This window comes from Arthrobacter sp. SAFR-179 (assembly GCF_059414945.1).
In genome coordinates this window covers 85,919-108,803 of the sequence record NZ_JBPFDM010000010.1, presented here as the reverse complement: position 1 = coordinate 108,803, position 22,885 = coordinate 85,919, and the positions used below count along the sequence as shown (strand labels likewise).

The window sequence follows — 22,885 nt, the reverse complement described above, 5'->3', positions numbered from 1 at the left end:
ATCGCTCCGGACCGTGCTCCACGGGATCAGGGCTCGCGGCTCCGGCGGCCTGAATCTGCCGGCAGATCAGAGTGCCGGTGAATGATCCGCCAGATGCCCTCCTCGCGGCGATAGACGTGTGTTGTGCGCATCGTGTAGACGGCCGGGAGGCCGTCAACAACCGCGCTGCTGTGCTCCAACCCGACCGTATAGGCGAGGCTTCCGCTGGCACCTGCCGCGACGAGCTCGAACTCAGATCCGGTGGAGCCCGTGAATCGGAGGGCCTCCCGGCGGAATTTGGGTTCGAGGTCGGCCCAGCCCGCGCCGGAAATATGAGCGCCGAACAACGTCACGGGGTTCCGGTGCGACCATAGGGCGATGCGGGGTGCCACGTCGCCCTTATGAAGCGCCAAGGTCATGTCCCGCTGCCGTGGCAGGATCTCGGCCAGGAAGGCTGCCGTCTCCTCTTGCATGTCACGCCCGCCCTCAACCACTCACGCCCGTCGCGGCGTCAGGGAACCTGACAGCTGCCTCCCCTGGCGGGAAGTCCGCGTGACGGTGCACAATCCGCCATTCGCCGTCTTCGCGGCGGTAGACGTGCGTCACGCGCAGGGTGTACTGGCGCGGTGTCCCCTCGACGTTGGCGGAAGTGTGCTCGTAGCCCACGGTGTAGGCCAGGTCGCCGCTTACGCCGGCAGAGATGATCTCAAGGTCGAAGGAGTCCGAATGGGTGAACCACGAGGCCACGTTGTGGAACATCGGCTCCAGCTCAGCCCAACCGGAGCCGCTGAGCTGCGCGCCGAACAGCGTTACGGGATCGTTCCGGGACCACAGCGCAAGGCGGGGAGCAACGTCGCCGTCGTGGATTGCACCGTCCGCCGCTCGCTGCCTGGGAATCATTTCGGCAAGGAATGCATCCGTTTCAGTTGACATGACCAACTCCATTACAGTCAGACTGTTTTGAATACAGTTATAATGCATCCAATGGAACGGAAAATCAAGAGGCAGTATGATTCCCGCCGCCGCCAGGAGCAGGCTGCAGAAACACGGCGGAGCATCATCGCGGCGGCGAACGAGCTCTTCATTGCCCAGGGGTATGGCCAGACCACCATCAGGCAGGTGGCCGAGCGGGCCGGCGTCTCTGTCGAGACCGTGTACGGCGCATTCGGTACCAAAGCATCGCTGCTGAGGCACGTTTGGTACGTGGACTTCCGGGGTGATGAAGCGGAAGTGACCCTGTATGACCGAGAGGAGATGCAGTCGATCCTGGCCGAGCCGGACCTGACGAACAGGATCCGCCGGCACGCTGTGTTCGTGACGGCGAGCAACCGCCGCATCTTTCCGCTCCTCGACGCCCTTGCCGGAGCGGCTGCGAGCGAGCCCGATGCCGCCGCGATGCTGGCCGAGTGGGCGGACCGGCGCCTGGACGTGGCCAGCCGCTACGCCCACGCCGCGGCCGCGACCGGCCAGCTCGGCGTCAGCGAAGAGGAATGCAGGGACGTGCTGTACGCCACCATGGACGGCACCCTGTGGGCCCAGCTCGTCGGGCAACGCGGCTGGACCGACGAGAGGTTCTCGGACTGGCTCGCCGCAACCTGGATCGGCACCTTCGTCCGGACGACGTAGCGGACCGCGCGACTACTGCTGCTACGCGCCCCAGCCGTGGTCGCCGTCGTCGTTTCATTGCTGCGGCAGGGATGGCCCTGGCCTATTTCGCGGAGCGTGTGCCCGTGTCCGTGCTGGTACCCGTGGTGGGAACGAACTCCCAGTCGAAGGACCCATCGCCGTGCAGCGTCAGCCGGAGGAACCCGCGGGTGTCGCTGAACCGCTTGGCGATGTACTTCGGCTTGCTGGTGAACGGGCGCAGGTCGATGCCTCCGGTGGAGACCTGGAACGCGGTCATGCCGTCATCAACGCACTTGTCCGCGTTGTTCACCGGGCAGGACCGTTCGTAGTTGTGCTGCGAGCCGGACAGGGTGAGCCGGACCCGGTACTTCCACATGACGTCGATCCACGGCTTCTGCTCATCGGCCCGCCCGTGCCCCTCGGTGTCAGACGTGAAGTAGGGCTCGTGGTAGACGACGGCCAGGTGCTTGCCCGCCTTCTGGGCGTCTCCAAGGTCCTTGTCCAGCCACTTGGTGGCAGCCGAAGCCGCCTCCTGGTCGTACCGCCACAGCGCGGACGACAGGAACGCGAAGTGCCAGTTCCCGAAGTCCTTCGAGTATGGTTCCCCGTTGGGGATGAACCCGCGTTCCTGGTTGATCGCCGATTTCTCCGGGGACCCCGGGCATTGGCCGTCCATGAACTTGGCCAGGTCTTCGTTGCGGCCAGGTTCCCAGTCATGGTTGGGGGCGGACACCCAGTACAGCTTGGGCTTGGTGCCACCCCAAACCGGCAACCAGTAGTTCACATAGTCGTCGCAGTGCGCGGTGCTGTACTGAAAGTCCCCCAGCCCCATGAAGGCATCAATCTCATTTTTTTCCACCAGCTTGGCGATCAACGTGCCGTTCCTGCCCGACGGGGTTTCGGGGTCAGAATTCCCGTCGGGATTCATGTCTCCCACTGCGGCGATATGGACATCGGGCACATTCGGATCCGGCCCCGGCGGCTTTGGCGTGCAGGCCGTGGCAAGGAGCACCAGCAGGGCCGCGGAAACTGCGGCCACGCGCCGGAGGGGTTTGTCACGAGGGAGTGCTGGCCGCATCCCGTATCCCCTTTCCAGCAGCAGAACCGCAGGCCAGCGTGCGTGAAACACTCACGCAGGCCGGCACCTTGATCCTCCTTACGGCCCGGACCGCCTGTCAAGGGCGGGAGGCTGTGATTGCTGCAGAAGGGGGGCTTAGGGGATGGGGCGGCCCGCAGCGGTTGCGGCTGGATGAACAATGTCAGAGCCGTCGCCTAGAGTAAATGCCGACGACGTGACGCACTGAACATGGGACCCGAATGGACTTCTACGCCATCAACTCCCTGCGGGACAACCATGCAGGCTGGTCGCTTCTCCGCGCCCAGAATGCCCCGCTGGCCCTGGCGTTCTTCATGGCCGCGTTCACCGGGCCAAACCAGCGGAACCTTGGCCGGCAGGAACTGATTGACGTCCTGGAAGACGTGCTGTTCGGGCTGCGGGACAGCGAAGGCGAAGGCAGGTTCCCCCGGTCCGCAGGCGAATACCTGGATGACTGGGCCGCGGACGAGCGCAAATGGCTGCGGAAGTACTACGCCCCGGGCGAGGACGAGCCACGTTACGACCTCACAGCGGCCGCCGAGGACGTGGTGCGCTGGGTGGAGACGCTCCGGGGCAGGGATTTCGTGGCCACGCAGTCCCGGCTGACGAGCATCTTCGCGGTGCTCAAGCAGCTGGTGCAGCAGTCGGAAACAGATCCTGAAGTCAGGCTGGCGGAGCTGCAGCGCCAGCGGGACGGGATCGACGCCGAGATGCAGCGGATCAGGGACGGCAACGTTCGCGTGATGACCGCGCCGGAGGCCCTTGACCACCTGCAGCAGCTCACCGCCCTGGCACGGGACCTGCTGTCCGACTTCCGCGAAGTCGAGCAGAACTTCCGGAAGCTGGACCGGCAGGTGCGCGAACAGATCGCCACCTGGGTGGGCACGCAGGGCGAACTGCTGGAATCGATCTTCGACAACCAGCAGGACATCAGCAGCTCCCTGCAGGGCCGCACTTTCCAGGGCTTCTGGGACTACCTCATGTCACCGACGATGCGATCGGAACTGCAGGACCTGCTGCAACGGGCCACCCAGATTGAAGCGCTGGCCGGCAGCGAAAGCCTGCATGGCGTGGCCAACCTGCACCAGGACTGGCTGCCGGCCGTCGAACAGACCCAGGCCACCGTCCGCCAGCTCTCCCAGCAGATGCGGCGCCTGCTCGATGACAAGGTGTTCCTCGAAAACAAGCGCATCATGCAGCTGATCCGAAGCGTCGAGTCCGCCGCGCTGGGCACTCGGGACGCGCCGCCGTCGGGCGCTTTCATGGACATTGAAGTCCCATCCGTTGACCTGGTGCTGCCGTTCGAACGGCCCTTGTATGAGCCCAGCCGCAAGGTGACCGTAGAGGACATCGTGGAGAACGCAGATGACATGGATGTTGATGCGGGCGCCCTGTTCAACCAGTTCTTTGTGGACAAGGAACTCCTGAAGGCCAACATCGATGCCGTGCTGGCCGAGGTGGACCAGGCAACCCTGGCCGAGATCACCGAGAAGTACCCGCTCTCGCAGGGGCTGGCTGAAGTGGTGGCGTACTACCAGCTGGCCACCGAATCGGACTGGGCCACCATCCACCCCGAGCAGTCCCAGCAGTTGTCCTGGCAGCTGCCGGACGGCAGCATCCGCGAAGCCACCATCGAACAGATCATCTTCGGAAGGCCGGCATGAACCCCGCCACTGATACGGAAACCCGCACGCCTGAGGAGCTGCCCGCTGTCGTTACCCGGCTGTTCAGGGGCGTTTTGAATGCCGAGGACGACGAGAAGGTGTGGCAGTCCCTGCTCGGCCTGACCTCGCAGGTGCGCGATTACGTCTCCGTGCTGGGCTTGGACCTGGTCCTCGATGAGGCCGAGGGCTACGCGTTCCTCCGCTCCAAGGACGATCCGGACAGCACGCTCCCACGGCTCATCGCCCGCCGCACGTTGACATTCAACGTCAGCCTGCTGCTGGCCCTGCTCCGCCGCCGGATGATGGAGTTCGACATCAACAGCAGCGAAGTCCGGCTCATCATGACGGGGCAGGAAATCGCGGACATGGTGGCGGTCTTCCTGCCGGAGTCCAGCAACGAGGCCAAGATCCTGGACCGGCTGGGCACGGACATCAAGAAGGTGGTGGAGCTCGGTTTCCTCCGCAGGCTCAAGGGGCAGCAGGACACCTTCGAGGTGGCGAGAATCCTCAAGGCGTACGTGGATGCGCAGTGGCTTGAGGAGTTCGACGCGCGGCTGTCCGACTACAAGGCAACACTCGCCGGCGAGTCGCTGGCCGGCGAGCGCCAGGCAGCACCAGCCGTCGGGGAGGGCAAGTGACGATGGACCTGGGCGCGGACCTGCAGGAGAGCTTGTTCAGCCTGGACGAGACAGCGGACGACGGCGGCACTCCGCCGGGATTCCGGCTGCACCGTTTGGAGTTGCTCAACTGGGGCACATTCCACCAGGGCGTGCGCACGTTCCGGCTGGACGGGGCCAACAGCCTGCTCACCGGCGACATCGGTTCCGGCAAGTCCACGGTGGTGGATGCGTTCACCACGCTGCTGCTGCCCGCGCACAAGATCGAGTACAACAAGGCGGCCGGGGCGCAGAAAAAGGAACGGTCGCTCACCTCCTACGTCCGAGGCTTCCACAAAAGCGCCCGGAGCACCGGCGGGGAGTACTCGAAGCCCGTGGCCCTTCGCGGGGCCGGCCAGCTGACCGTGGTACTGGGTGTCTTCCACAACGCCGTGCTGGGCAAGTGGGTTACTTTGGGCATCACCTTGTGGGCCGCGCAGGAGGCCGGGACACCCAACCGGTTCTACTCGCTCGCCGAAGCCGAGCAGTCCATCGCCGCGGACTTCAGCAACTTCGGCCAGGACCCGCTGAAGCTGAAGAAGAAGCTCCGGGCAGCAGGCGCAGCTGTCCACGACACCTTCGACCCGTACTCGGCGGCGTTCAAACGGCACTTCGGGATCAGCGGCAACCAGGCCATGGAGCTGTTCCACCGCACCGTGTCCATGAAGCAGGTGGAAAACATCACCTCCTTTGTGCGCAGCAACATGCTCGAGGAAGACGACGTTGCCGCCCGGATCACCAACCTGATCCACCACTTTGACGACCTGAAGAAAGCCCACGACGCCGTCCTCACCGCCAAGGACCAGATCACGCTGCTGACTCCCATCAGGGAGGGCGCCGCGCAGCATGCAAAGGTCAGGGCCGAGGATGAAATGGCCCGCAAACAGCGGGACCAGCTGCACCCATGGTTCACCGACCGGAAACTGCAGCTGAGCCTGGAACACCAGGCCGAGCTTGAGCGGACGGGCGTGCGGCTGCAGGAGGACTCGGAGCGGCTCAACGGCGAGATCAAGCAGCTGCGGCGGGAACTCGCCGGGGTGGAGGAGGACATCCGCACCAACGGCGGCGGCAGGCTGGCAGTGATCGACGCCGACCTGGCCGCCCTGGCCGCCAAGTCCAGTCAGCAGCGGCAGCGGTTCGAGGCCTACTCCGCCGCCGCGGCGGAGCTCGGTCTGCAGGCTCCCGAGGACCGGGTCCTGTTTGATGCCAACCGGGCACGCCTCGCGGAGGTGGAGCAGGACCTGGCCGGCCGCTCGGACGCGCTGCAGGAGGACCGCACCGCCCTGTCCATCCAGGAGTCGGAGCTTCGGGCCAAGGCCGCGGAGATCGCCGCGGAACTGACCAGCCTGCAGGCCCGGCGCAACCTGATCCCGCTCCCCCAGCTGGACATCCGCCGCCGTCTCTGTGAGGGAACAGGTATCAAAGACAGCGAGCTTGCCTACGTTGGCGAGTTGCTCAAGGTCCGTGACGGTGAGTCCGTGTGGGAAGGCGCCGCGGAACGGACCCTGCGGGGTTTCGCCCTCTCGCTCCTAGTGCCCTCGGAGCACTATGCCGATGTCAGCACTTGGGTGGACACCAACAATCTGCGCGGCCGGCTGGTCTATCTGCGGGTCGGGGACTCGTATACGCCCAGGGCTGCCGAGCCCGGGACGCTGGCTGCGAAGATTGCCATCAAGCAGGGCACCCCGTTCCGGGACTTCCTGCAGGATGAGCTCAGCAGCAGGTACGACTACTTCTGCTGCGAGAGCCTGGCGGAGTTCCGGCGCTACCCCAAGGCACTGACGGTCAACGGCCAGCTCAAGGGCGGCCGCGGCCGGCACGAGAAGGATGACCGCAAGGACCTGGCGGACAGGCGCAATTACGTGCTGGGCTGGGACAACCATGAGAAGATCGCCCGCTTCCGCACCGAGCAGGATGAGGTACAGGGCAGGCTGAAGGTGGTGGCGGGGCAGCTGGACCGGGTCAACCGTGAGCTGGGGGCGCTTGGCCGGCACAACCAGCAGCTGGGCATCGTCCGGTCCGTGAGCGAGTTTGGTGAGATCAGCTGGCAGGCAACAGCCCGCAGCATTGAGGACCTCAAGGCGGAGAAGCGCGCCTTGGAAACCACCAGCGACGTCCTGCAGCAGCTGATGGCCAAGCAACAGCAGGTCACGCACCAGCTGGAGCGGCTGGAGGAGAAGTCGGGCAAGCTGCAGCAGCGCCTCGGCGCAAACGAGAAGGACGCACGGGACATCGCCGAGGCGATCGAGGAGTGCCGGGCCGTCCTGGCCGAGACGCCGGTGACGGACGACGGCGGGGTGCTGGCCGCCGTCCGACGCCTCGCCGAAGAAGCGCTTGGCGACAAGCCGCTTACGTATAAGAACACCGCCACGGTGGAAAGCACCGTGCGTAGCGGCCTGACGGACAGGATCGACGCGTTATCCAAGCGGATCGCCCGGGCGGCTGAAAGCACGGTCCGGCAGATGGCTGACTTCCGCAACAAGTACCGCAACGAGACCACGGACTTCGATGCGTCCCTGGAGGCTGCGCCCGACTACGACAGGCTGCTGGAGCAGCTGGTGGGCAACGACCTTCCGCGCTTCGAGGATCAGTTCAAGGATCTGCTGAACCGGAATACCATCCGCGAGGTGGTGGCCTTCAACGCGTACCTGGACAGTCGGCGGCAGGACATCGTTACGCGGATCGGTGATATCAACGAGTCGCTGGCGGGCATCCCGTACAACACGGGCCGGCACATCCAGCTGGAGCAGCAGGCCACGGCGGACCAGGATGTCCGGGAGTTCGGCAGCGATCTGCGGGCCTGCTCGGAAGGCACCATCGGCGACGAGGACCAGTACTCGGAGCAGAAATACCTTCAGGTGGAGCGGCTAATCGACCGGTTCCGCGGACGGGAGGGTCTCACCGACCTGGACCGGAGGTGGACCGCGAAGGTGACCGATGTACGCAACTGGTTCACGTTCTCGGCGTCGGAGAAGTGGACCGAAACCGGCGAGGAGTATGAGCACTTCACGGATTCGGGCGGCAAATCCGGCGGGCAGAAGGAGAAGCTGGCGTACACCATCCTGGCGGCGGCGCTGGCGTTCCAGTTTGGGCTGGGTTCGGGCAAGGGTGCGGGCAGGAACGCCGGCAGTGGGCGGAGTTTCCGGTTTGTGGTGATTGACGAGGCGTTCGGGCGCGGCTCGGACGAGTCGGCCCGTTACGGGCTGGAGCTGTTCCAGCGGATGAAGCTGCAGCTGCTGATCGTCACTCCCCTGCAGAAGATCCATGTGATCGAGCCGTTCGTCTCGCATGTGGGGTTTGTGGCGAACACGAACGGCGACGATTCCCAGCTGCGGAACCTGACCATCCAGGAGTACCGCGAGGAGAAGGACCGGCGTGGCCGCTAAGTCGTGGACTTCGCTGGCCGGCCTGCGGGCGCAGTCGCTGAAGGCATGGGCCAGCGGGGCACTGCTGCGGGAGCTGTTGGAACCGTCCGGGGCGTATCCGCGGCGGCGCCCCTTGAAGCGTCCTACGGCGGCCGAACTGTTGAATGGTTATGCTGCGGTCCTCGACTGGGCGGCTGAGCTGTCCGGAGGCACGGGTGCCTTCGCGCTGGAGACGGTGGAAGCGGGGCGGCGCACTGTTGGCTCCAATCAAATCCCGGCTGCTGCGGTGTTCTCCACCGTGGAGGACGAGATCGCGTTTGTCGGAAAGGCACGGGAGGCTGCAAGTTTTCAGTCTCTTGCCAACAGCCTTGGCGGCCTGGATCCAAGGTTGCTGGAGTGGGCGTCGCGGCGCCCTCTGAAGCTCCTTGAACTGGGATCCGATGCCGTGCTTGCTGCGCGGGTTGCGCTGTGGCTACGCGACAATCCGTCACCGGGGATCTACGTCCGGCAACTTGGCCTACCCGGCGTGCACACCAAGTTCATCGAACGCCATCGGCAGGTCATCGATCAGATGTTGGCCACTGTCGCGGCGGAGCCTGCGCCGGTTGAAGCGGTGGACCCGAATGCTGTCCCGGAGGTTGCCCAGTCCGATGCCGCTTTGGAAGGCGGCGCCGCCCGCACTCCGGCCGCCCGGTTCGCCCGGCGGCACGGCTTCCTGCATCCGCCCGAGCTGGTCAGGTTCCGGATTCTGGACCCCGCCATCGAAGTCCTTGGCTCAGCCCGGGACGTCACGGTGACAGCAGAGGCGTTCGCTTCCCTGTCCCTGCCAGTGGAGAAGGTGATCGGCACGGAGAACCAGGTCAATTTTCTGGCCCTGCCTGAGCAGGCCGGAACGTTGGCGCTTTACGGCGGCGGCTACGGATTCTCGTCGCTGCGGGACGCTGCGTGGCTGCGGGACTGTCGGGTCCTCTATTGGGGTGACATCGACACCCACGGCTTCGGGATCCTGGACCAGCTGAGGGCAGTCCATCCGCACGTCCAGAGTGTGCTCATGGACGAGGAAACGCTCCTGGCGCACCGCGAGGCCTGGAGCGAGGAACCTGCTCCATCGCGGGCAACGCTCGCGCGGCTGACTGAGGCTGAGTCCGCCCTCTACGAGGCGCTCGGAGTCGACCGTTTTGGCAAGGCGGTTCGACTGGAGCAGGAACTGATTACTTGGGATTGGGCGCTCAAGCAGCTCGACGCCTAAGCCCGACCGCAGTTACCGGGCCAGGCCCAAGAAGACGGCGAGCGACTGCTCGACAGCCACCATCATTTGGGAATCAACCCGGCCTATCCTTTGCCATAGGTTGGTCCGGCGCACAGTCGTCAACTTATCCACCATAATTTGGCTTAAGCGGTCCAGACCGTTCAGTTGGCCGGGTTCAACGGTCAGCCTCAGCAATGGAGCATCTGCGAGTTGCGACGTCAGGGGTAGGAGGGTAACAGACTCCGAGTCCGCGAAAAGATCATCCTGGATGATGAGTGCGGGGCGCGGTTTCTGGGCATAAGTTCCACCGGAGACGGTCCACAACTCGCCGCGGTTCACTCCGGCCAGTCTTCTGAAATCTGTTCGATGAAGTCCTGATCGTCCCCGGCCTGGTCCGCGGCAGCAACAGCCAGCGCCTGACGCCGCGCGTCACGCTTGAACTCTTCAGTACGGGTGTCCGGGACCCACATGTGAATCTGCCGGAGGCCGCGCTCGCGCATGGCAACCCGGTGCCGTGCAACGCGATCCCTAACGCTCATGCAATCAACGTTACATGTAACGCGCCCCTCTGTCAGCGATCACTTTTTGTTGCGCAATTCGCGCAATTGTAGTTGCGCTAAACGCGCAGCAGCGGATATGATCTACATCATGCTTCGAGCCAAGTGCTCGGCCCCTCTCCCCCAACAACAATGAGGTTGCTACATGTCTGTCCCCATCAAGGCCACCATGGAAAAAGTCCCTGGCGGCATGATGCTGATCCCCCTGCTCATCGGTGCCATCCTCGGCACCTTCGCACCGGATTCGGCCAAATTCTTCGGTTCCTTCACCGGCGCGCTCTTCACCGGCGGCACCACCATCCTCGCGGTGTTCTACGTCTGCATGGGCGCCAGCATTGATATCAAGGCCACCCCGTACATCCTGAAAAAGGGCGGCGTCCTCTTCGGCAGCAAGGTCCTGTTCGCCATCATCATCGGCGTCATAGCCGGCAGGTTCATGGGCGAACTTCCCATAGACGGCGGAATCCTGTCGGGCCTCTCAGTCCTGGCCATCCTGGCGGCCCTGAATGACACCAACGGCGGCATGTACATGGCCCTCATGGGCCAGTACGGCAAGCCCAAGGACGTGGCGGCCTACTCCGTCATGACGCTGGAATCCGGCCCCTTCCTGACCATGGTGACCCTCGGCGTCGCCGGTTTGTCCGCCTTCCCGTGGCAGGCCCTGGTGGGTGCCATCATCCCGCTGCTGCTCGGCGCCATCCTGGGCGCGCTGGATCCGGCCATGCGCAAGTTCCTGTCCTCCGCGGCTCCGGTCCTGATTCCGTTCTTTGCGCTGGCGCTTGGCTTCGGCCTGAACCTGGGACAGGTGGTCAACGCGGGCCTGCTCGGAGTGGCGCTCGGCCTGTTCGTGCTGATCGCCGGCGGCGCTGTGCTCTTCTTCGCCGACAAGCTGACCGGCGGCTCCGGCATTGCCGGCCTGGCGGCAGCCACAACCGCCGGCAATGCAGCCACCGTTCCCATGCTGGTGGCCGCAGCCAACCCCGCTTACGCCCCCGCAGCCGGACCGGCCACCGTTTTGGTTGCCGCCTCCGTGGTGGTCACCGCCATCGGCTGCCCCCTCATGGTCGCTTGGTACGCTAAGCGCCTGAAAGCCAAGCAGACCGTGCAAACTCCTGAGGTGTCCCGAGCAGTATGAACACCACCGCAACCATGCGCTGGGCAATCATCGCCGACGACCTGACGGGAGCGGCGGATGCGGCCGCAGCCTACGGGCCCACGCGCAGCAGTTCCGTCATCCTCGACGTCCGCAGCACGTGGCCCGACGCCCAGATCCTTTCGATCAACACCGAGAGCCGCTACCTGGCGCCGGCGGAAGCAGCCAGGGCGGTCACGACGGCGGCAGACCGGGCCCTGCGCCAGCATCGGGGGATCTTCAAGAAGATTGATTCGCTGCTGCGCGGCAACGTGGGCGTGGAAGTCGCGGCAACACTGGCCCGGCTGGCGCAGGGCCGCGACAAGGGCCTGGCGGTTGTGGCTCCGGCCTTTCCGGGGACGGGGAGGACCACCCTCGGGGGCATCGTCCACGTCAACGGTGTCCCCCACACCAAAGGAAACTACGACGGCGACGTCGCGGCGGCACTTGCGGCTGGCGGCCTCACCGCCGAAGCAGCGGAAACCAGCGGACGCACGCCGGAGGAACTGGCGCGGCAGCTGCGGGACGTGCAGGACCGCGGGATTGACGCCGTCGTACTGGACGCCGTTTCCGACGCCGACCTCAAGACCATCGCGGCCGCCGCGGACCTGCTGGACTTTCCGGCACTCCTGGTCGGTTCCGGCGGACTGGCGGGACACATCGCGCCCCGGGACGAAGCTTCAGCTGCGCGAAATGCGCAGGTCCGGCCCGTCAGCCGGACCCTGACGGTGATCGGCAGCTACTCCGGCCTCGCCCGGCAGCAGACTGATGCGCTCGTCGCGGACGGCGCCGAGCACATCACCCTGGACCACGCCACGCTGGACGGCACCGCCGTTCCGGATCTGGTTGCCCAGGCGATGGCGCGGACGGATGTGGTGCTGACGCCGGACCCCATGGGTGCCGTGGACAAGTCGCAGGCGCTTGTGGTGGCAGAGGCTTTGGCCCGCGCCACCGCCGCAGGCATCGGCCACTGCGACGCCCTCGTCCTCACGGGCGGGGAGACGGCCACGGCCGTCCTGAAAGCCCTCGGCGCCGGCAGCTTCACCGTCCTCGGGGAGATTGAACCCGGCGTCGTAATGAGCCTGCTGCCGGAGCCACTCCCCCTGCTGGTCACCAAGGCCGGCGCGTTCGGGGACGCCGGCACGCTGGCCCGGACCACACGATTTCTTACTGGAACCACGACTGAAATGAGTATCAAATAATGGGACGCCCGATTGTTGCCATCACCATGGGCGATGCGGCCGGCATTGGCCCGGAGATCATCGTCAAGGCCCTTGCTGACGCGGAGCTCCGGTCAAAGGCGCGCATGCTGGTCATCGGCGACCTCCGCCGGCTGCAGCTCGCCGCGGACATCGTGGCCAGCCCGCTGACCCTGCGCAAGGTCGCCGAACCGTCGGAGGCCCTGTTCGACGAGGGAACCATCGACGTGCTGGACATCGACTGCATCCCCGAGGACCTCGCCTGGGGCGAGCTGTCCGCCGCGGCCGGCCACGGTTCCTACCTCTTCATCGAGAAGGCTGTGCAGCTGGCCATGGACCGGCAGGTGGATGCCATCTGCACGGGCCCACTCAACAAGGCAGCACTGCACGCCGCCGGCCATAAGTTCCCCGGCCACACGGAACTCCTCGCCGAACTGACCGGCACCGAGGAAGTCTCCATGATGCTCACCGCGCCCAAGATGCGCGTCATCCACGTCACCACCCACATTGGCTTGATCGATGCGATCGCCAAGATCAACGGGGACCTGGTGTACCGAACCATCAAGCGCGGTTATGAGCTGCTGCGCACCTCCGGGATCGAGAACCCGCGGATTGCCGTGTGCGCCATCAACCCGCATGCCGGCGAGAACGGGCTGTTCGGCTATGGCGAGGAGGCGGAGAAGATTCAGCCGGGCATCGAGAAGGCCCAGGCGGACGGCATCGACGCCTTCGGCCCGCTCCCGGCGGACACCCTGTTCTTCCTGGCCGGCCGCGGCGATTTCGACCTGGTGGTGGCCCAGTACCACGACCAGGGCCACGGCCCGGTGAAGGTCCTGGGCCTGGAGAACGGCGTGAACATCACCGTGGGCCTGCCCGTGGTGCGCACGTCCGTGGACCACGGCACGGCGTTCGACATTGCCGGCAAGAACATCGCGGACCACGAGTCGCTGCTGGAGGCGCTGCGTCAGGCGGTGGACCTGGCGCCGGCACGGGACGAGGCTCTGTAGCTTCAATTAGAAGGACGGCCGGTCAGCGTAATGTTGCTGGCCGGCTGTTGTGCTGGGTCCCGGCTGCAGGACTTGGCGAGGCTAGAACTAGCATGGTTAGCACTGCCACCGCCATGCCCACGGGAAGGAGACCGGGAATGCTGAGCGCAAACGCGCGGCGCGAGGAGATCTACCACCTTGCCGTGACCACCGGCCTGGCGTCCGTGGAGGAGCTCTCCGCGCGGTTCGAGGTGACGGCCTCCACCATCCGCCGGGACCTGGCGCTGCTGAACGGGCAGGGCCGGCTGGCCCGCACCTACGGCGGGGCGATGGCCTTGGGCGCGCACCCGGAGGCGTCGCTGCGGCAGCGCACGGGTGAGGCGTTCGAGCAGAAGCACGCGATCGCCCGCTGGGCGGCGTCCGTGATCCGGCCTGGGGAGAACATCCTGCTCGACGCCGGCTCCACCGTGGGTGCCCTGGCCCACGAGCTGCGCGGGTTCGAGAAGCTGTCTGTCACCACGCCGGGCATCAACACCATGCAGGAGCTGGCCGAGTCCGAGGGCATCGAGGTGGACTGCCTGGGAGGCAGGCTGCGGAGTTTGTCCCAGAGTTTTGTGGGTCCCCTGGCCGAGGCCGCGCTGGAGCGGATGAGCTTCGACCGGGTGTTCCTGGGCGCCGACGCCGTCACCGCCGAGGACGGCATCTGCGAAGCCGACCACGCCCAGACCCGCCTCAAGGAACTCATGGCCCGCCGCGGGCGGGAAGTCTACGTTCTAGCGGACTCGTCCAAGCTCGGCCTGCGGCCCTTCCACGCCTGGGCACGGCTGGCTTTGCCGTGGACTTTGGTGACGGACGACGGCGCCGACCGCGGGCAGGTGCAGAAGTTCCGGGACGCGGGGGTTCAGGTTGAGGTGGCTGCGGTCAGCGCGTAAGCCGTACCGCCTCCACGATGCCCCCGGCGCACAGCAGATGTCCTCTTAGGTGGGCCCCGCGCAGATATGAAAGTTCGTTGGTTATATCGTTCAGGACACGCGGTTACGTCAAAGCTCCCGGGGCACCGGAAGCCTCAAGGACCTGCTGCAGCCCGGTGACGGGGATGTCGGGAAACTCTGCGCGCCCCGGACCAAGCTGGAACGCCGCTGCCCCGGAGTCTTCCCAGCCGGCCGCCCCTGCAATCCTGGCAAGGAACGGTGAAAACGGCCTGGCAACCACGGACAGGACCCGGACGGCGGCGGCTGGAATCCGTTGCACCGATCCATGTCCGGCCCGGGCAAGCAGGGCGTCCGCCACCTCATTGGCCGTTAGTGTCTCCGAGCCCCATTCGATGACGCGGTTCCGCAGCGCCGGGTCGTGGAGGGCACGGACCACGACGGCGGCCGCGTCCCGGACCGAGGTATAGGTCACCGGGGCGGACCCCGAGCCGAACACCGGCACCTTGCCCTTCGACTCAAGCGGCGCCCTCATGATCTCAAGCCGCTGTTCCAGGAGCGCGCCGATCCGGACAATCGTCCAGTCCATGCCGGATGCGCGGACGGCATCCTCCGCCGCCGCCTTGCAGCGCAGAAAATCGATGGACCCTTCCGCGGCAGCACCGGGCATGGACATCATCACCACGTGCCGCACTCCGGCGGCGGCCGCCGCGCGGACCAGCCGGATGGCGCCGTCGCGGTCAACCGCGCGCGGGTTGGAGTCCTTGATCCCAAACCCCGAAGCTGTGAACACCACCCCAGTGCAGCCAGCCACCGCTTGCCGGCAGTCCGCGTCGGAGCCGAGGTCGCCGCGGAGGAGTTCGACGCCGTCGCCCATCTTTTGCGGGAACGGCTGGGATTTGCCCCGGGCCATGATGCGGACCTGTTGCCCGGCGGCGAGGAGCAGGGGAACCACGGCGCGGCCAAGGCGGCCTGTGCCGCCCACCACCAGGATCATGGCCGGTCACCTCCAACTGCACCATGGACTGCCTCGCTGACGGCTTGGTTCACGTCGCCGGAGTCGTGATCCACGGGTTCGAGGTAGAACTGGGCTGCCGCGATTTTGTCGTCGCGGAGGGTGAAGATGGCCACCCCTGCGGCGCGCTGCTCGGATCCGTCCGGCCGGGTGCCCCGGTTGCTCCATTCCATCCAGAGTTTGCCGTCCGGGCCGGTGGCCGCGTCATGGACGGTGAGGGTGAGGTCCGGCAGGCCGGCAAAGATTGCGGTCCAGTTCTTCCGGACCTGCGCCGAGCCCGTGAAACTGCGGGCGGGGTGGACGGGGGTGGTGTTCCTATAGTCCTCGGCGAACTCGGGCACCATGGTCTCAAGGTCATGGCGATTGGCCGCGGCCAGCATGCGCCGCACCGGGCCTTCGGGGACGCGCTCGATTCCTGAAGCGTCCATGATCTGCTCCTTAGGTTCCGTCGCGGGAGGCGGAGAGGCTGGTACGCTAAATTTGATACAGTCTGCTGTATCTAACTGACACAAAGGAGTCTAGGCCCGATGGGACCCGCGGTCAACGGGGCGCCAGCCCGCTCCCGCAGCTACGACGCCCGCCGCCGCCAGGAGGCCGCAAAGGAGTCCAGGAAGCGGGTGCTGGCCCAGTCCCGCACCCTGTTCCTGGACAGGGGATACGGCCGGACCACCATCGCCGCGATCGCCCACGCCGCCGGCGTCTCCAAGGAATCCGTCTACAAGGGATTCGGCGGAAAGCCCGGGCTGGTGCGGGCCATCTACGAGCAAAGCCTGCTTGGCGCGGGTGGTCCGCCGGCGGAAGAGCGGTCAGACCGCGCACAGGTCACTGTCATGGACCCCCGCGAACTCATGGAGCAGTTCGGCCGGTTCGTCACCGAGATCAGCCCGCTGGGCTCCCCCGTTTACCTCCTCATCAGGGACGCCGCTGCAAGCGGGGACCACGACATGGCCGCGCTCCTGCGCGACGTGGACGACGAGCGGTACCAGCGCATGCTGCACAACGCGCGCCAGGTGCTCGGACGGGGGTTCCTGAGACGGGGCCTGACAGCGGACGAGGTAGCTGATGTCATGTTCTTGAGCACCTCAGCCGAACTCTACGAGACCCTGGTCCTCAAGCGCGGCTGGAGCGCGGAGCGGTTCGGCCGCCTCGTTGCCAGGACGCTGGCGGCCAACCTCCTTCCGGAGGGCTGAAGCAGGGCCGGCGGGGAAGAACGACGACGGCGGCCGCGCCAGGTGCAGAACTTCCGGGATGCGGGGGTTCAGGTTGAGGTGGCGCCGGTTTCCGGCTGAGTCCCGGTGGGTAGGCTACTTCTGCAACGATCGAAACCCCTGAACGAGATGGAGACACTCATGCACGCCGTGCTCGAATACACCTACGCAGACAACTACCTTGAAAGCCGCGAACAATTCCGCGCAGACCATCTCCGGGCGGGGTGGGAGGCAGTTGAACGCGGCGAGCTTCTCCTGGGCGGGGCTGTCGGCGAAGGCCCCTTCAAAGGGTTGCTGATCTTCACCGGCGAGAACGCGCTCGAGGCCGCCAGAACTTTTGCCGCCGCAGATCCCTACGTCATCAATGGCGTCGTGACGTCGTGGACTGCCAGCCCATGGACAACGGTGCTGGGAAATGACGCGGCCACGCCCGTTCGCCCCTAAGTCCGGTCGCCCCCCAGCTCACCCGGCCAATCATTGGGCTCGGAACCTGACCAAAAACTGAGCTAAACTTGGGGCTGCGGCCTGCGGCCGGCCTATACGATTTCCCTGGACAACCGGGACCAACGGCTTCCGGCGCAATGTATTTGGGGGAATTGATGCAGGAACTGGCGCGCATCTATTGGACACGACAAGGCCTTCGCCTGGCCTACTCGGCGGTGATGGTCTGGCTCGCTGTCGCGCTGATGTCAGCCCTCACAGCGAAGGTGACACCTGGCGGCGGAGCGGGGCCATCCGCCGCAGCCGGCGTGCTGCGCGGTATGTTCGACCATGTCGTCGCCGCGGTGACGCTCCCCGGGGTGGCCGCCGTCGTGCTGGTCATTGTTGGCGCCGTCATGACCAGCCGGGATGTCCGGCGCCGGGATCCGGTGCGCCGCTTCACCCGCCAGCAGCGCCGCGAAGGGATGGCCCGCGCCGGCGGCATGTGCGAATTGGAATCCGGCCTCGGGCGGCGCTGCGGCCGCCCTGCCGAGCACGGCGACCACTTCTACCCGTGGTCCAAAGGCGGTTCCACCAGTTTGCAGAACTTCGTCGCTGCCTGCGCCAGGTGCAACCGCGCCAAGCGTGCCAGAATCCCGTCTCCCAGCCAGCAGCAGCGGATGGAACGACGACGGCGCGACTACCTTCCGCCGTCGTCCTCCTTCAGGGTGGGCGAACGGCAGCCACTGCCCTGAGGCATTGAATCAAACGGGGTCAGGCGCGGGTTACCGCTCGTCCTCTCCAGCCTTTTCGAGCGTGAAGATCCCGTAGTGCAGGGCACCGGTGCGGTACGCCAGGATCATGCGGGGCAGGCTCAGAACGAAGAGGTTGCGTGAGCCAAGGGCGACGCGGCGGGTCTCGGGATCGACGAATAGGGCCTTAAGGAGTCGGCGAGCGCAAATGGGCCAGGTGCGGGCGACGCGGCGGCTCACATCCTCATAGCCGGTGATCGTAAAGCCGGCGGCCGTAGCCATCGCCTCGTACTCCTCGCGGGTGCCCAGCGAGGGCAGGCGCCCTTCCCGGCAGATCGGCTCGAGCAGGTGGCCGACCTTCCAGCCGCTGGCATCGGTCTCGGCGAGCCACGCGCAGATGACGAAGCGGCCGCCGGGCGCCAGAACGCGTTGCGCCTCGGCGAAGAACCTGGGCTTATCCACCATGTGCTCGCTCGACTCGATCGCCCACGCGGCATCGGCTGAGGCGTCGGGCAGCCCGTTGTCGAGCCAGTCGCGGACTTGAATGTCCACGTCCGGAACGGGATACGCTGCGGCGTAGCGGGCCTGCTCAGCGGAAAGCGTGAAGCCGGCGATACGGACCCCGCGTGTCACCGCAAGCCGTTTTGCGGTGGAGCCGTAGCCGCAGCCGATGTCGATGCACGCCTGGCCGGGCACGAGGCTTAGCCTGTCGCCGACCGTGTCCACCAGCGCCTCGACGGCCTCCCCGGGTGTCTCGCGGCCTGTCTCCCACAGCCCGTGATGGACATGCTCGCCCCACACCCGGCGATAAATGGGATCCAGCTCGTCGTAGTGATCCGCGACCGACACGGCGTTCTGGGATATATCGGGGACGATCACGCTCAGCGGACCTTCGCCTTGGTCACGGTGATCGTGATGCGGTCCGTGACGGCGTGCGAGCTGACCCCGTTGGCGGCGGTCACCCTGAACGCGAACTTGCCGGCCTTGGTGGGGGTTCCGGACAGGACTCCCGTGACCGCATCCAGGCTGAGGCCTGCAGGCAGTGCACCGGAGTGAACACGGAAGGTCGGGGCGGGGGCACCCGTGGCGGCGAAGGTGTAGTTATAGTCTGCACGAGTGTTCGCCTTGGAGGGCGGTGTGGCCGCTGTGAACGCCAGCGGTGCTGCGTCCACGGTGATGACCGACACCGTGTTGGAAAAGGTGTTAACGACGTAGACCGCCGACCCGTCGGGGGCGGCCGCAATACCGGTCGGATGCGCCCCGGTCGGGACCGTCGAGGTCACCTTATTCGAGGCCACATCGATGACCGACACGGTGTCGGCACCGGAGTTGGTGACGTAGACTGTCGACCCGTCTGGGGCGATCGCGACACCGTCCGGGGCCCACCCGACCGGGATGGTGGAGGTCACCGTACCGGTTGCCACATCGATGACCGACGCCGTGTCGCCCTCGTTGTTGGCGACGTAGGCTTTTGACCCGTCCGGGGTGAACGCAACACCGGTCGGAGACGACCCAACCGGGATCGTGGAGGTCCACGTGCCCGAGGCGACATCGATGACCGACACCATGTTGGAGTCCTGCCCGTTGGTGACGTAGGCCGTCGACCCGTCCGGGGCGAACGCAACGGCGTTCGGAAGCGGCCCGACCGGGATCGTGGAGGTCACCGTGCCCGACGCCACATCAATGACTGACACTGTGCCAGAAAGGCTGCCGCCGCTGGTCACGTAGGCGATCGACCCGTCCGGGGCGAACGCAACGGCCATCGGCGTCTCCCCTGCGGGGATCGTGGAAGTCACCGTTCCGGACGCCACATCAATGACCGACACCGTGTTGGGCCCGGCGCTGGTGACGTAGGCCTTCAACCCATTCGGAGCGAATGCCACTCCAAGCGGACCAGCTCCGACAGGGATCATGGAAGCCACCGTGCCCGAGGCAACGTCGATGACCGACACCGTGTTGGACTCCCAGTTGGTGACGTAGGCTTTCGACCCGTCCGGGGTGAAAGCAACCTCTCTGGGGCTTGGACCGACCGGGATGGTGGAGGTGACGGTGGCTGCCGCGTTTGCAGGGACAGGGCCTACCAGCACGAGGGCCGCCAGGATAGTCCCGATGAGTGCACCACGCCGGCCGCGAAGGCCGGGAGCTGACGAACGTGGACCTTGGTATCGCCGGCCTGTATTGAGTAGCTGCATCACGTTTCCCCCTGCTTGAAGAGCAAATCCTGTTGTGGAGCGTGCGGACTTCGGAAGCCACCCTCTGAAGGCTGGCCGAAAATACGGCGTGAGCGGAGTCTATAAACCAGGTAAAACCACGGTCACCGTTGGCCCGTACCTGTCTTTTGGACCGGTACTACCTGTTTTGAAGTGCGGCGAGACTGGCGAGCACGAGCTTTTTCATGGGGGTAATCTTCCGCAGACGAGGCCCCGGCTGGATAGGGGGAAAAATCCCTTGGTGTGTTTCCGGCTGCCCGGGCAGTGGTCGGCAGGCAGGGTAGGCGGCACGACGACGGCATGGGCGTCCAAGCGTCGTCCTCCCTTCGCTGCCGGGCGCCCTCCCGCCCAGCCCCTGCTGTGCACCAGCACCTTCACCGCGGTGTCCTTGCGGTTGATGAGGGTGTCGAAGCCCTGCTCCACCAGGTCCTCCAGCGCGATCCGGCCGGTGATGAACGGATTGAGGTCCATCTTGCCCTCTTGCACCATCCTGATCACGGCGGGATGGTCGCGGACGTAGGCGACGGTGCCGCGCAGGTCGATCTCCTTGAGCACCAGCTTCTGCATGTCCACGGTGGCGGCCGCGCCCCAGATGGACACGTTGACCACCACGGCCCCGGGCCGGACAGCGTCGAGCATGGTGTCCAGGACAACGTTCACACCGGCGCACTCAAACGCGACGCCGACTCCCGTCCCGTCGGTGAGTTCCGCCACCCGGGACGGGACGTCCTCCTTGCTGGGGTCCAGCACGTGATCCGCCACTCCGCTCGAGGTGGCCTTCTCCTTGCGCGCCTGGGAGAGCTCGCTGATGATCGTGGTCACCCCCATGCCCTTCAGGACGGCCGCGGTGGGCAGCCCGATGGGCCCGGAACCGCCCACCAGCCGACGTCGATGTAGTAGCCGGAGCCGCGCCGCAGGTGCTTCACGAACAGCCCGGACCCGTCCACACCGAAGTCCAGCTCGAACCCGGCGGCCTCCAGCCGGGAGTAGAACTCGGCATCCCGCTGGGCCATCTGCTGGTACACCGGCGCCTGCGCCTCCCGCAGGATGCGCATGAGGGGAAGTTTGGGGATGCCGAGCAGAATCGTTAGTGGCTCGAGAACATCACTGCCACTCCCCCGTAGTGAACCCTCGTCTTCCGGGCTTGGTGAATGGCACTGATTGAGATGACAATTCCAGGTTCCAGCAACCGAACTAAGAGACGAGCATCACTGCCTCTAGGCGCCGTCGCTGGGAGCGTCTTGCGACATTATGTCGGACCCGTGCCCCAGAATTGATCACTATGACGACCGAACTATCAGCAGCAGCAACCCGGCACAGGCTCACAACCCTCGCGAAACTACACGGCACGCGCGAAGTAGCACTGGTACTAGGGCATTCCACCAGGACCGTAGAGCGGTGGATCGCCGATGTGACGCCTGTTCCGGCCCTCCTGGCCCCGGCTCTAGACAGCTTTTATGGGCTCTTGCCGACGGAAGTGGCCAGTACCTCAGAAGGCTACAGATTTGCGGACCTGTTTGCAGGTATCGGTGGGATTCGTCTGGGACTGGAGGCGGCCGGCGCCGAATGCGTCTTTACGAGCGAATGGGACAAGTTTGCTGTCAAGACGTACATGGCGAACCACGACTCTCGACACCAAGTCCTTGGAGACATAAACGCGGTTGACGCCGCAGACGTCCCCGATCACGACATCCTTGCGGCAGGTTTTCCTTGCCAGCCATTCTCACTGGCCGGGGTGTCGAAAAAAAATTCTCTTGGACGCGACCACGGTTTCTTAGATAAGACCCAAGGCACACTGTTCTTTAATGTCGCAGAACTTATTGAGAAGAAGCGTCCCAAAGCATTCTTGCTAGAGAATGTTAAGAACCTTATTAGCCATGATAAGGGCCGCACCTTTGCCGTCATCAAAGAAGTTCTCGAAAAGGATCTGGGTTATTCCATCCAGTACAAGGTGATTGACGCAAAAGGATTCGTACCCCAACACCGAGAACGAATATACATTGTTGGTTTCGAGTCCAAGGTTGACTGGGACTGGAATTTAGTCAAGCCGAGTCAGCGCGTCGATAAGCTGGCTCATATTCTGCACTCCGAGATTACTCCCAACGACGCGGACCTCCCATACATGGACAAGCACAGCGGACAGGTTGACGGCCGGTATGTGCTTAGCGACAAACTGTGGGCCTACCTTCAGGGGTACGCCGAGAAGCACAGGCTGGCCGGCAACGGTTTCGGTTACGGACTTGTTGAGCCCGGGCACACGACACGGACACTTTCGGCTCGCTACCACAAAGACGGGTCTGAAATCTTAGTTTCTCGTGGGCTGGGAGAGAACCCACGAAGGCTAACACCCCGCGAGTGCGCTCGACTGATGGGTTTTCCTGATACATTCCGAATCCCAGTCAGCGATACGCAGGCCTACCGCCAGTTTGGCAATTCTGTGGTTGTACCTGTAATAGAGTCGCTAGCATCTCAAGTGGTTCATCATCTAGATAGACTCACAAAGAAAGATCGACTAGCGGAGGCATCATAAGTAATGGGTGTTGGGGGGACGTGGGAGTCTGACTCTGATCAGGGGCTGGTCTTCCGGACAGGGTCAGAGGTTTTTCATGTAGCGGGCCTCGATGTCTGGTCGGCCGAATACGAGGGCCTCCAGGAAATTGTTGGTCAGCGCTGCAACAGACCGTCTATCGACTTGCCGCATCTGGATTTTTCGGCTGACCTGTTACAGCTTCAGCCGGTACTTCTCGCTGCGCATTCGGGGCGAAGCTCCCTTGCGCTACGCGCCACGAATGCGATAAATCAACCGTTGGTCAAAGCATGGCCCCAAAGGGACCAAGAGATC

At 65.1% G+C, this 22,885-nt stretch carries 23 protein-coding genes and 1 pseudogene; 13 read left to right on the top strand and 11 right to left on the bottom strand.

The genetic code is table 11. From position 1 onward, the window contains the following. Positions 1–26: 26 nt before the first annotated feature. Positions 27–452, bottom strand: a complete 426-nt coding sequence (locus tag ACR65K_RS15585; RefSeq protein ID WP_440153864.1) for a nuclear transport factor 2 family protein — start codon at positions 450–452, stop codon at positions 27–29. Between the two features lie 13 nt (positions 453–465). Further along, positions 466–912, bottom strand: coding sequence for a YybH family protein (locus ACR65K_RS15580; RefSeq protein ID WP_440153863.1), 447 nt, complete (start codon positions 910–912; stop codon positions 466–468). Positions 913–963: 51 nt separating this feature from the next. Between ACR65K_RS15580 and ACR65K_RS15575 the strand changes: the two genes are divergently transcribed. Continuing rightward, the gene (locus ACR65K_RS15575; protein ID WP_440153861.1) at positions 964–1,605 is read left to right on the top strand and encodes a helix-turn-helix domain-containing protein; all 642 of its coding nucleotides are present in this window, start codon (positions 964–966) and stop codon (positions 1,603–1,605) included. An 82-nt stretch (positions 1,606–1,687) separates the two neighbouring features. Here ACR65K_RS15575 and ACR65K_RS15570 read toward each other — a convergent pair whose 3' ends face one another. Beyond that, complete coding sequence (locus ACR65K_RS15570) at positions 1,688–2,683, bottom strand: metallophosphoesterase family protein (protein ID WP_440153860.1); 996 nt, start codon at positions 2,681–2,683, stop codon at positions 1,688–1,690. A 239-nt stretch (positions 2,684–2,922) separates the two neighbouring features. Here ACR65K_RS15570 and ACR65K_RS15565 point away from each other — a divergent pair, with 239 nt between their 5' ends. Genes ACR65K_RS15565 through ACR65K_RS15550 form a run of 4 tightly spaced genes read left to right on the top strand, consistent with a single transcriptional unit; the run spans position 2,923 to position 9,635 of the window. After that, on the top strand, positions 2,923–4,365 hold the full coding sequence (locus ACR65K_RS15565; protein ID WP_440153858.1) for a DUF3375 domain-containing protein: 1,443 nt from the start codon (positions 2,923–2,925) through the stop codon (positions 4,363–4,365). After that, the gene (locus tag ACR65K_RS15560; RefSeq protein ID WP_440153857.1) at positions 4,362–5,003 is read left to right on the top strand and encodes a DUF4194 domain-containing protein; all 642 of its coding nucleotides are present in this window, start codon (positions 4,362–4,364) and stop codon (positions 5,001–5,003) included. Before ACR65K_RS15565 ends, ACR65K_RS15560 begins: the two co-directional genes overlap by 4 nt. A 2-nt stretch (positions 5,004–5,005) precedes the next feature. Continuing rightward, entirely contained in the window at positions 5,006–8,407 is a 3,402-nt protein-coding gene (locus tag ACR65K_RS15555; protein WP_440153961.1) for an ATP-binding protein, read from the top strand. Then, a complete protein-coding gene (locus ACR65K_RS15550) occupies positions 8,397–9,635 on the top strand; it encodes a Wadjet anti-phage system protein JetD domain-containing protein (protein WP_440153856.1) in 1,239 nt (412 codons plus the stop codon). The genes ACR65K_RS15555 and ACR65K_RS15550 overlap by 11 nt, the downstream gene beginning before the upstream one ends. Positions 9,636–9,647: 12 nt before the next feature. On the opposite strand, the gene ACR65K_RS15545 is transcribed toward ACR65K_RS15550, so the two are convergent. Together ACR65K_RS15545 and ACR65K_RS15540 are read right to left on the bottom strand one after the other, a co-directional pair. After that, positions 9,648–9,974 carry a type II toxin-antitoxin system PemK/MazF family toxin gene (locus ACR65K_RS15545; RefSeq protein WP_440153854.1) on the bottom strand — a complete coding sequence of 109 codons (327 nt, stop codon included), beginning with the start codon at positions 9,972–9,974 and terminating at the stop codon, positions 9,648–9,650. Continuing rightward, positions 9,971–10,174 (bottom strand): antitoxin MazE-like protein, encoded by a 204-nt coding sequence (locus tag ACR65K_RS15540; protein WP_440153852.1) that lies wholly within the window; start codon positions 10,172–10,174, stop codon positions 9,971–9,973. Before ACR65K_RS15540 ends, ACR65K_RS15545 begins: the two co-directional genes overlap by 4 nt. Before the next feature lie 163 nt (positions 10,175–10,337). Between ACR65K_RS15540 and ACR65K_RS15535 the strand changes: the two genes are divergently transcribed. From ACR65K_RS15535 to ACR65K_RS15520, 4 genes are all read left to right on the top strand, one after another. Next, positions 10,338–11,327: a 2-keto-3-deoxygluconate permease gene (locus ACR65K_RS15535; protein WP_440153850.1), complete on the top strand. Its 990-nt coding sequence runs from the start codon at positions 10,338–10,340 to the stop codon at positions 11,325–11,327. Continuing rightward, positions 11,324–12,526: a four-carbon acid sugar kinase family protein gene (locus tag ACR65K_RS15530; protein WP_440153849.1), complete on the top strand. Its 1,203-nt coding sequence runs from the start codon at positions 11,324–11,326 to the stop codon at positions 12,524–12,526. The genes ACR65K_RS15535 and ACR65K_RS15530 overlap by 4 nt, the downstream gene beginning before the upstream one ends. Next, on the top strand, positions 12,526–13,530 hold the full coding sequence (pdxA, locus tag ACR65K_RS15525; protein WP_440153847.1) for a 4-hydroxythreonine-4-phosphate dehydrogenase PdxA: 1,005 nt from the start codon (positions 12,526–12,528) through the stop codon (positions 13,528–13,530). Before ACR65K_RS15530 ends, pdxA begins: the two co-directional genes overlap by 1 nt. 137 nt (positions 13,531–13,667) lie before the next feature. Continuing rightward, entirely contained in the window at positions 13,668–14,441 is a 774-nt protein-coding gene (locus ACR65K_RS15520) for a DeoR/GlpR family DNA-binding transcription regulator (RefSeq protein WP_440153845.1), read from the top strand. A gap of 103 nt (positions 14,442–14,544) precedes the next feature. Here the strand turns inward: ACR65K_RS15520 and ACR65K_RS15515 are convergent, their stop codons facing one another. Further along, a complete protein-coding gene (locus ACR65K_RS15515; RefSeq protein WP_440153843.1) occupies positions 14,545–15,435 on the bottom strand; it encodes an SDR family oxidoreductase in 891 nt (296 codons plus the stop codon). After that, positions 15,432–15,881 (bottom strand): nuclear transport factor 2 family protein, encoded by a 450-nt coding sequence (locus tag ACR65K_RS15510; protein ID WP_440153842.1) that lies wholly within the window; start codon positions 15,879–15,881, stop codon positions 15,432–15,434. Before ACR65K_RS15510 ends, ACR65K_RS15515 begins: the two co-directional genes overlap by 4 nt. Before the next feature lie 99 nt (positions 15,882–15,980). On the opposite strand from ACR65K_RS15510, the gene ACR65K_RS15505 reads away from it, so the two are divergent. The 3 genes from ACR65K_RS15505 (at position 15,981) to ACR65K_RS15495 (ending at position 17,836) form a co-directional block, all read left to right on the top strand. Then, complete coding sequence (locus tag ACR65K_RS15505) at positions 15,981–16,643, top strand: TetR/AcrR family transcriptional regulator (protein ID WP_440153841.1); 663 nt, start codon at positions 15,981–15,983, stop codon at positions 16,641–16,643. Between the two features lie 159 nt (positions 16,644–16,802). Further along, positions 16,803–17,105 carry a YciI-like protein gene (locus ACR65K_RS15500; RefSeq protein WP_440153960.1) on the top strand — a complete coding sequence of 101 codons (303 nt, stop codon included), beginning with the start codon at positions 16,803–16,805 and terminating at the stop codon, positions 17,103–17,105. 155 nt (positions 17,106–17,260) lie between these two features. Next, the gene (locus ACR65K_RS15495) at positions 17,261–17,836 is read left to right on the top strand and encodes an HNH endonuclease (RefSeq protein ID WP_440153840.1); all 576 of its coding nucleotides are present in this window, start codon (positions 17,261–17,263) and stop codon (positions 17,834–17,836) included. 30 nt (positions 17,837–17,866) lie between these two features. Here the strand turns inward: ACR65K_RS15495 and ACR65K_RS15490 are convergent, their stop codons facing one another. The 4 genes and pseudogenes from ACR65K_RS15490 to ACR65K_RS15475 form a co-directional block, all read right to left on the bottom strand. Further along, complete coding sequence (locus tag ACR65K_RS15490) at positions 17,867–18,712, bottom strand: class I SAM-dependent methyltransferase (RefSeq protein WP_440153839.1); 846 nt, start codon at positions 18,710–18,712, stop codon at positions 17,867–17,869. A 2-nt stretch (positions 18,713–18,714) separates the two neighbouring features. Then, positions 18,715–19,920: a beta-propeller fold lactonase family protein gene (locus tag ACR65K_RS15485; protein ID WP_440153837.1), complete on the bottom strand. Its 1,206-nt coding sequence runs from the start codon at positions 19,918–19,920 to the stop codon at positions 18,715–18,717. A 483-nt stretch (positions 19,921–20,403) separates the two neighbouring features. After that, positions 20,404–20,925 (bottom strand): annotated as a pseudogene (locus tag ACR65K_RS15480) (zinc-binding dehydrogenase); the annotation flags it as partial. Further along, positions 20,877–21,098, bottom strand: coding sequence for a hypothetical protein (locus tag ACR65K_RS15475; protein WP_440153966.1), 222 nt, complete (start codon positions 21,096–21,098; stop codon positions 20,877–20,879). The pseudogene ACR65K_RS15480 and the gene ACR65K_RS15475, both read right to left, overlap by 49 nt. Positions 21,099–21,325: 227 nt before the next feature. Between ACR65K_RS15475 and dcm the strand changes: the two genes are divergently transcribed. Continuing rightward, positions 21,326–22,573, top strand: a complete 1,248-nt coding sequence (gene dcm / locus ACR65K_RS15470) for a DNA (cytosine-5-)-methyltransferase (RefSeq protein ID WP_440153835.1) — start codon at positions 21,326–21,328, stop codon at positions 22,571–22,573. Positions 22,574–22,885 lie beyond the last annotated feature (312 nt).

Bases quoted from the DNA above. Each gene is read 5' to 3' on its own strand.
- ACR65K_RS15505 (WP_440153841.1), top strand. From the start codon at position 15,981: ATGGGACCCGCGGTCAACGGGGCGCCAGCCCGCTCCCGCAGCTACGAC.
- ACR65K_RS15475 (WP_440153966.1), bottom strand. From the start codon at position 21,098: ATGCGCATCCTGCGGGAGGCGCAGGCGCCGGTGTACCAGCAGATGGCC.
- ACR65K_RS15555 (WP_440153961.1), top strand. From the start codon at position 5,006: ATGGACCTGGGCGCGGACCTGCAGGAGAGCTTGTTCAGCCTGGACGAG.
- ACR65K_RS15535 (WP_440153850.1), top strand. From the start codon at position 10,338: ATGTCTGTCCCCATCAAGGCCACCATGGAAAAAGTCCCTGGCGGCATG.
- ACR65K_RS15560 (WP_440153857.1), top strand. From the start codon at position 4,362: ATGAACCCCGCCACTGATACGGAAACCCGCACGCCTGAGGAGCTGCCC.
- ACR65K_RS15540 (WP_440153852.1), bottom strand. From the start codon at position 10,174: ATGAGCGTTAGGGATCGCGTTGCACGGCACCGGGTTGCCATGCGCGAG.
- ACR65K_RS15515 (WP_440153843.1), bottom strand. From the start codon at position 15,435: ATGATCCTGGTGGTGGGCGGCACAGGCCGCCTTGGCCGCGCCGTGGTT.
- ACR65K_RS15495 (WP_440153840.1), top strand. From the start codon at position 17,261: ATGCAGGAACTGGCGCGCATCTATTGGACACGACAAGGCCTTCGCCTG.
- ACR65K_RS15565 (WP_440153858.1), top strand. From the start codon at position 2,923: ATGGACTTCTACGCCATCAACTCCCTGCGGGACAACCATGCAGGCTGG.
- ACR65K_RS15520 (WP_440153845.1), top strand. From the start codon at position 13,668: ATGCTGAGCGCAAACGCGCGGCGCGAGGAGATCTACCACCTTGCCGTG.
- pdxA (WP_440153847.1), top strand. From the start codon at position 12,526: ATGGGACGCCCGATTGTTGCCATCACCATGGGCGATGCGGCCGGCATT.
- dcm (WP_440153835.1), top strand. From the start codon at position 21,326: ATGACGACCGAACTATCAGCAGCAGCAACCCGGCACAGGCTCACAACC.
- ACR65K_RS15530 (WP_440153849.1), top strand. From the start codon at position 11,324: ATGAACACCACCGCAACCATGCGCTGGGCAATCATCGCCGACGACCTG.
- ACR65K_RS15570 (WP_440153860.1), bottom strand. From the start codon at position 2,683: ATGCGGCCAGCACTCCCTCGTGACAAACCCCTCCGGCGCGTGGCCGCA.
- ACR65K_RS15500 (WP_440153960.1), top strand. From the start codon at position 16,803: ATGCACGCCGTGCTCGAATACACCTACGCAGACAACTACCTTGAAAGC.
- ACR65K_RS15580 (WP_440153863.1), bottom strand. From the start codon at position 912: ATGTCAACTGAAACGGATGCATTCCTTGCCGAAATGATTCCCAGGCAG.
- ACR65K_RS15575 (WP_440153861.1), top strand. From the start codon at position 964: ATGGAACGGAAAATCAAGAGGCAGTATGATTCCCGCCGCCGCCAGGAG.
- ACR65K_RS15585 (WP_440153864.1), bottom strand. From the start codon at position 452: ATGCAAGAGGAGACGGCAGCCTTCCTGGCCGAGATCCTGCCACGGCAG.
- ACR65K_RS15510 (WP_440153842.1), bottom strand. From the start codon at position 15,881: ATGGACGCTTCAGGAATCGAGCGCGTCCCCGAAGGCCCGGTGCGGCGC.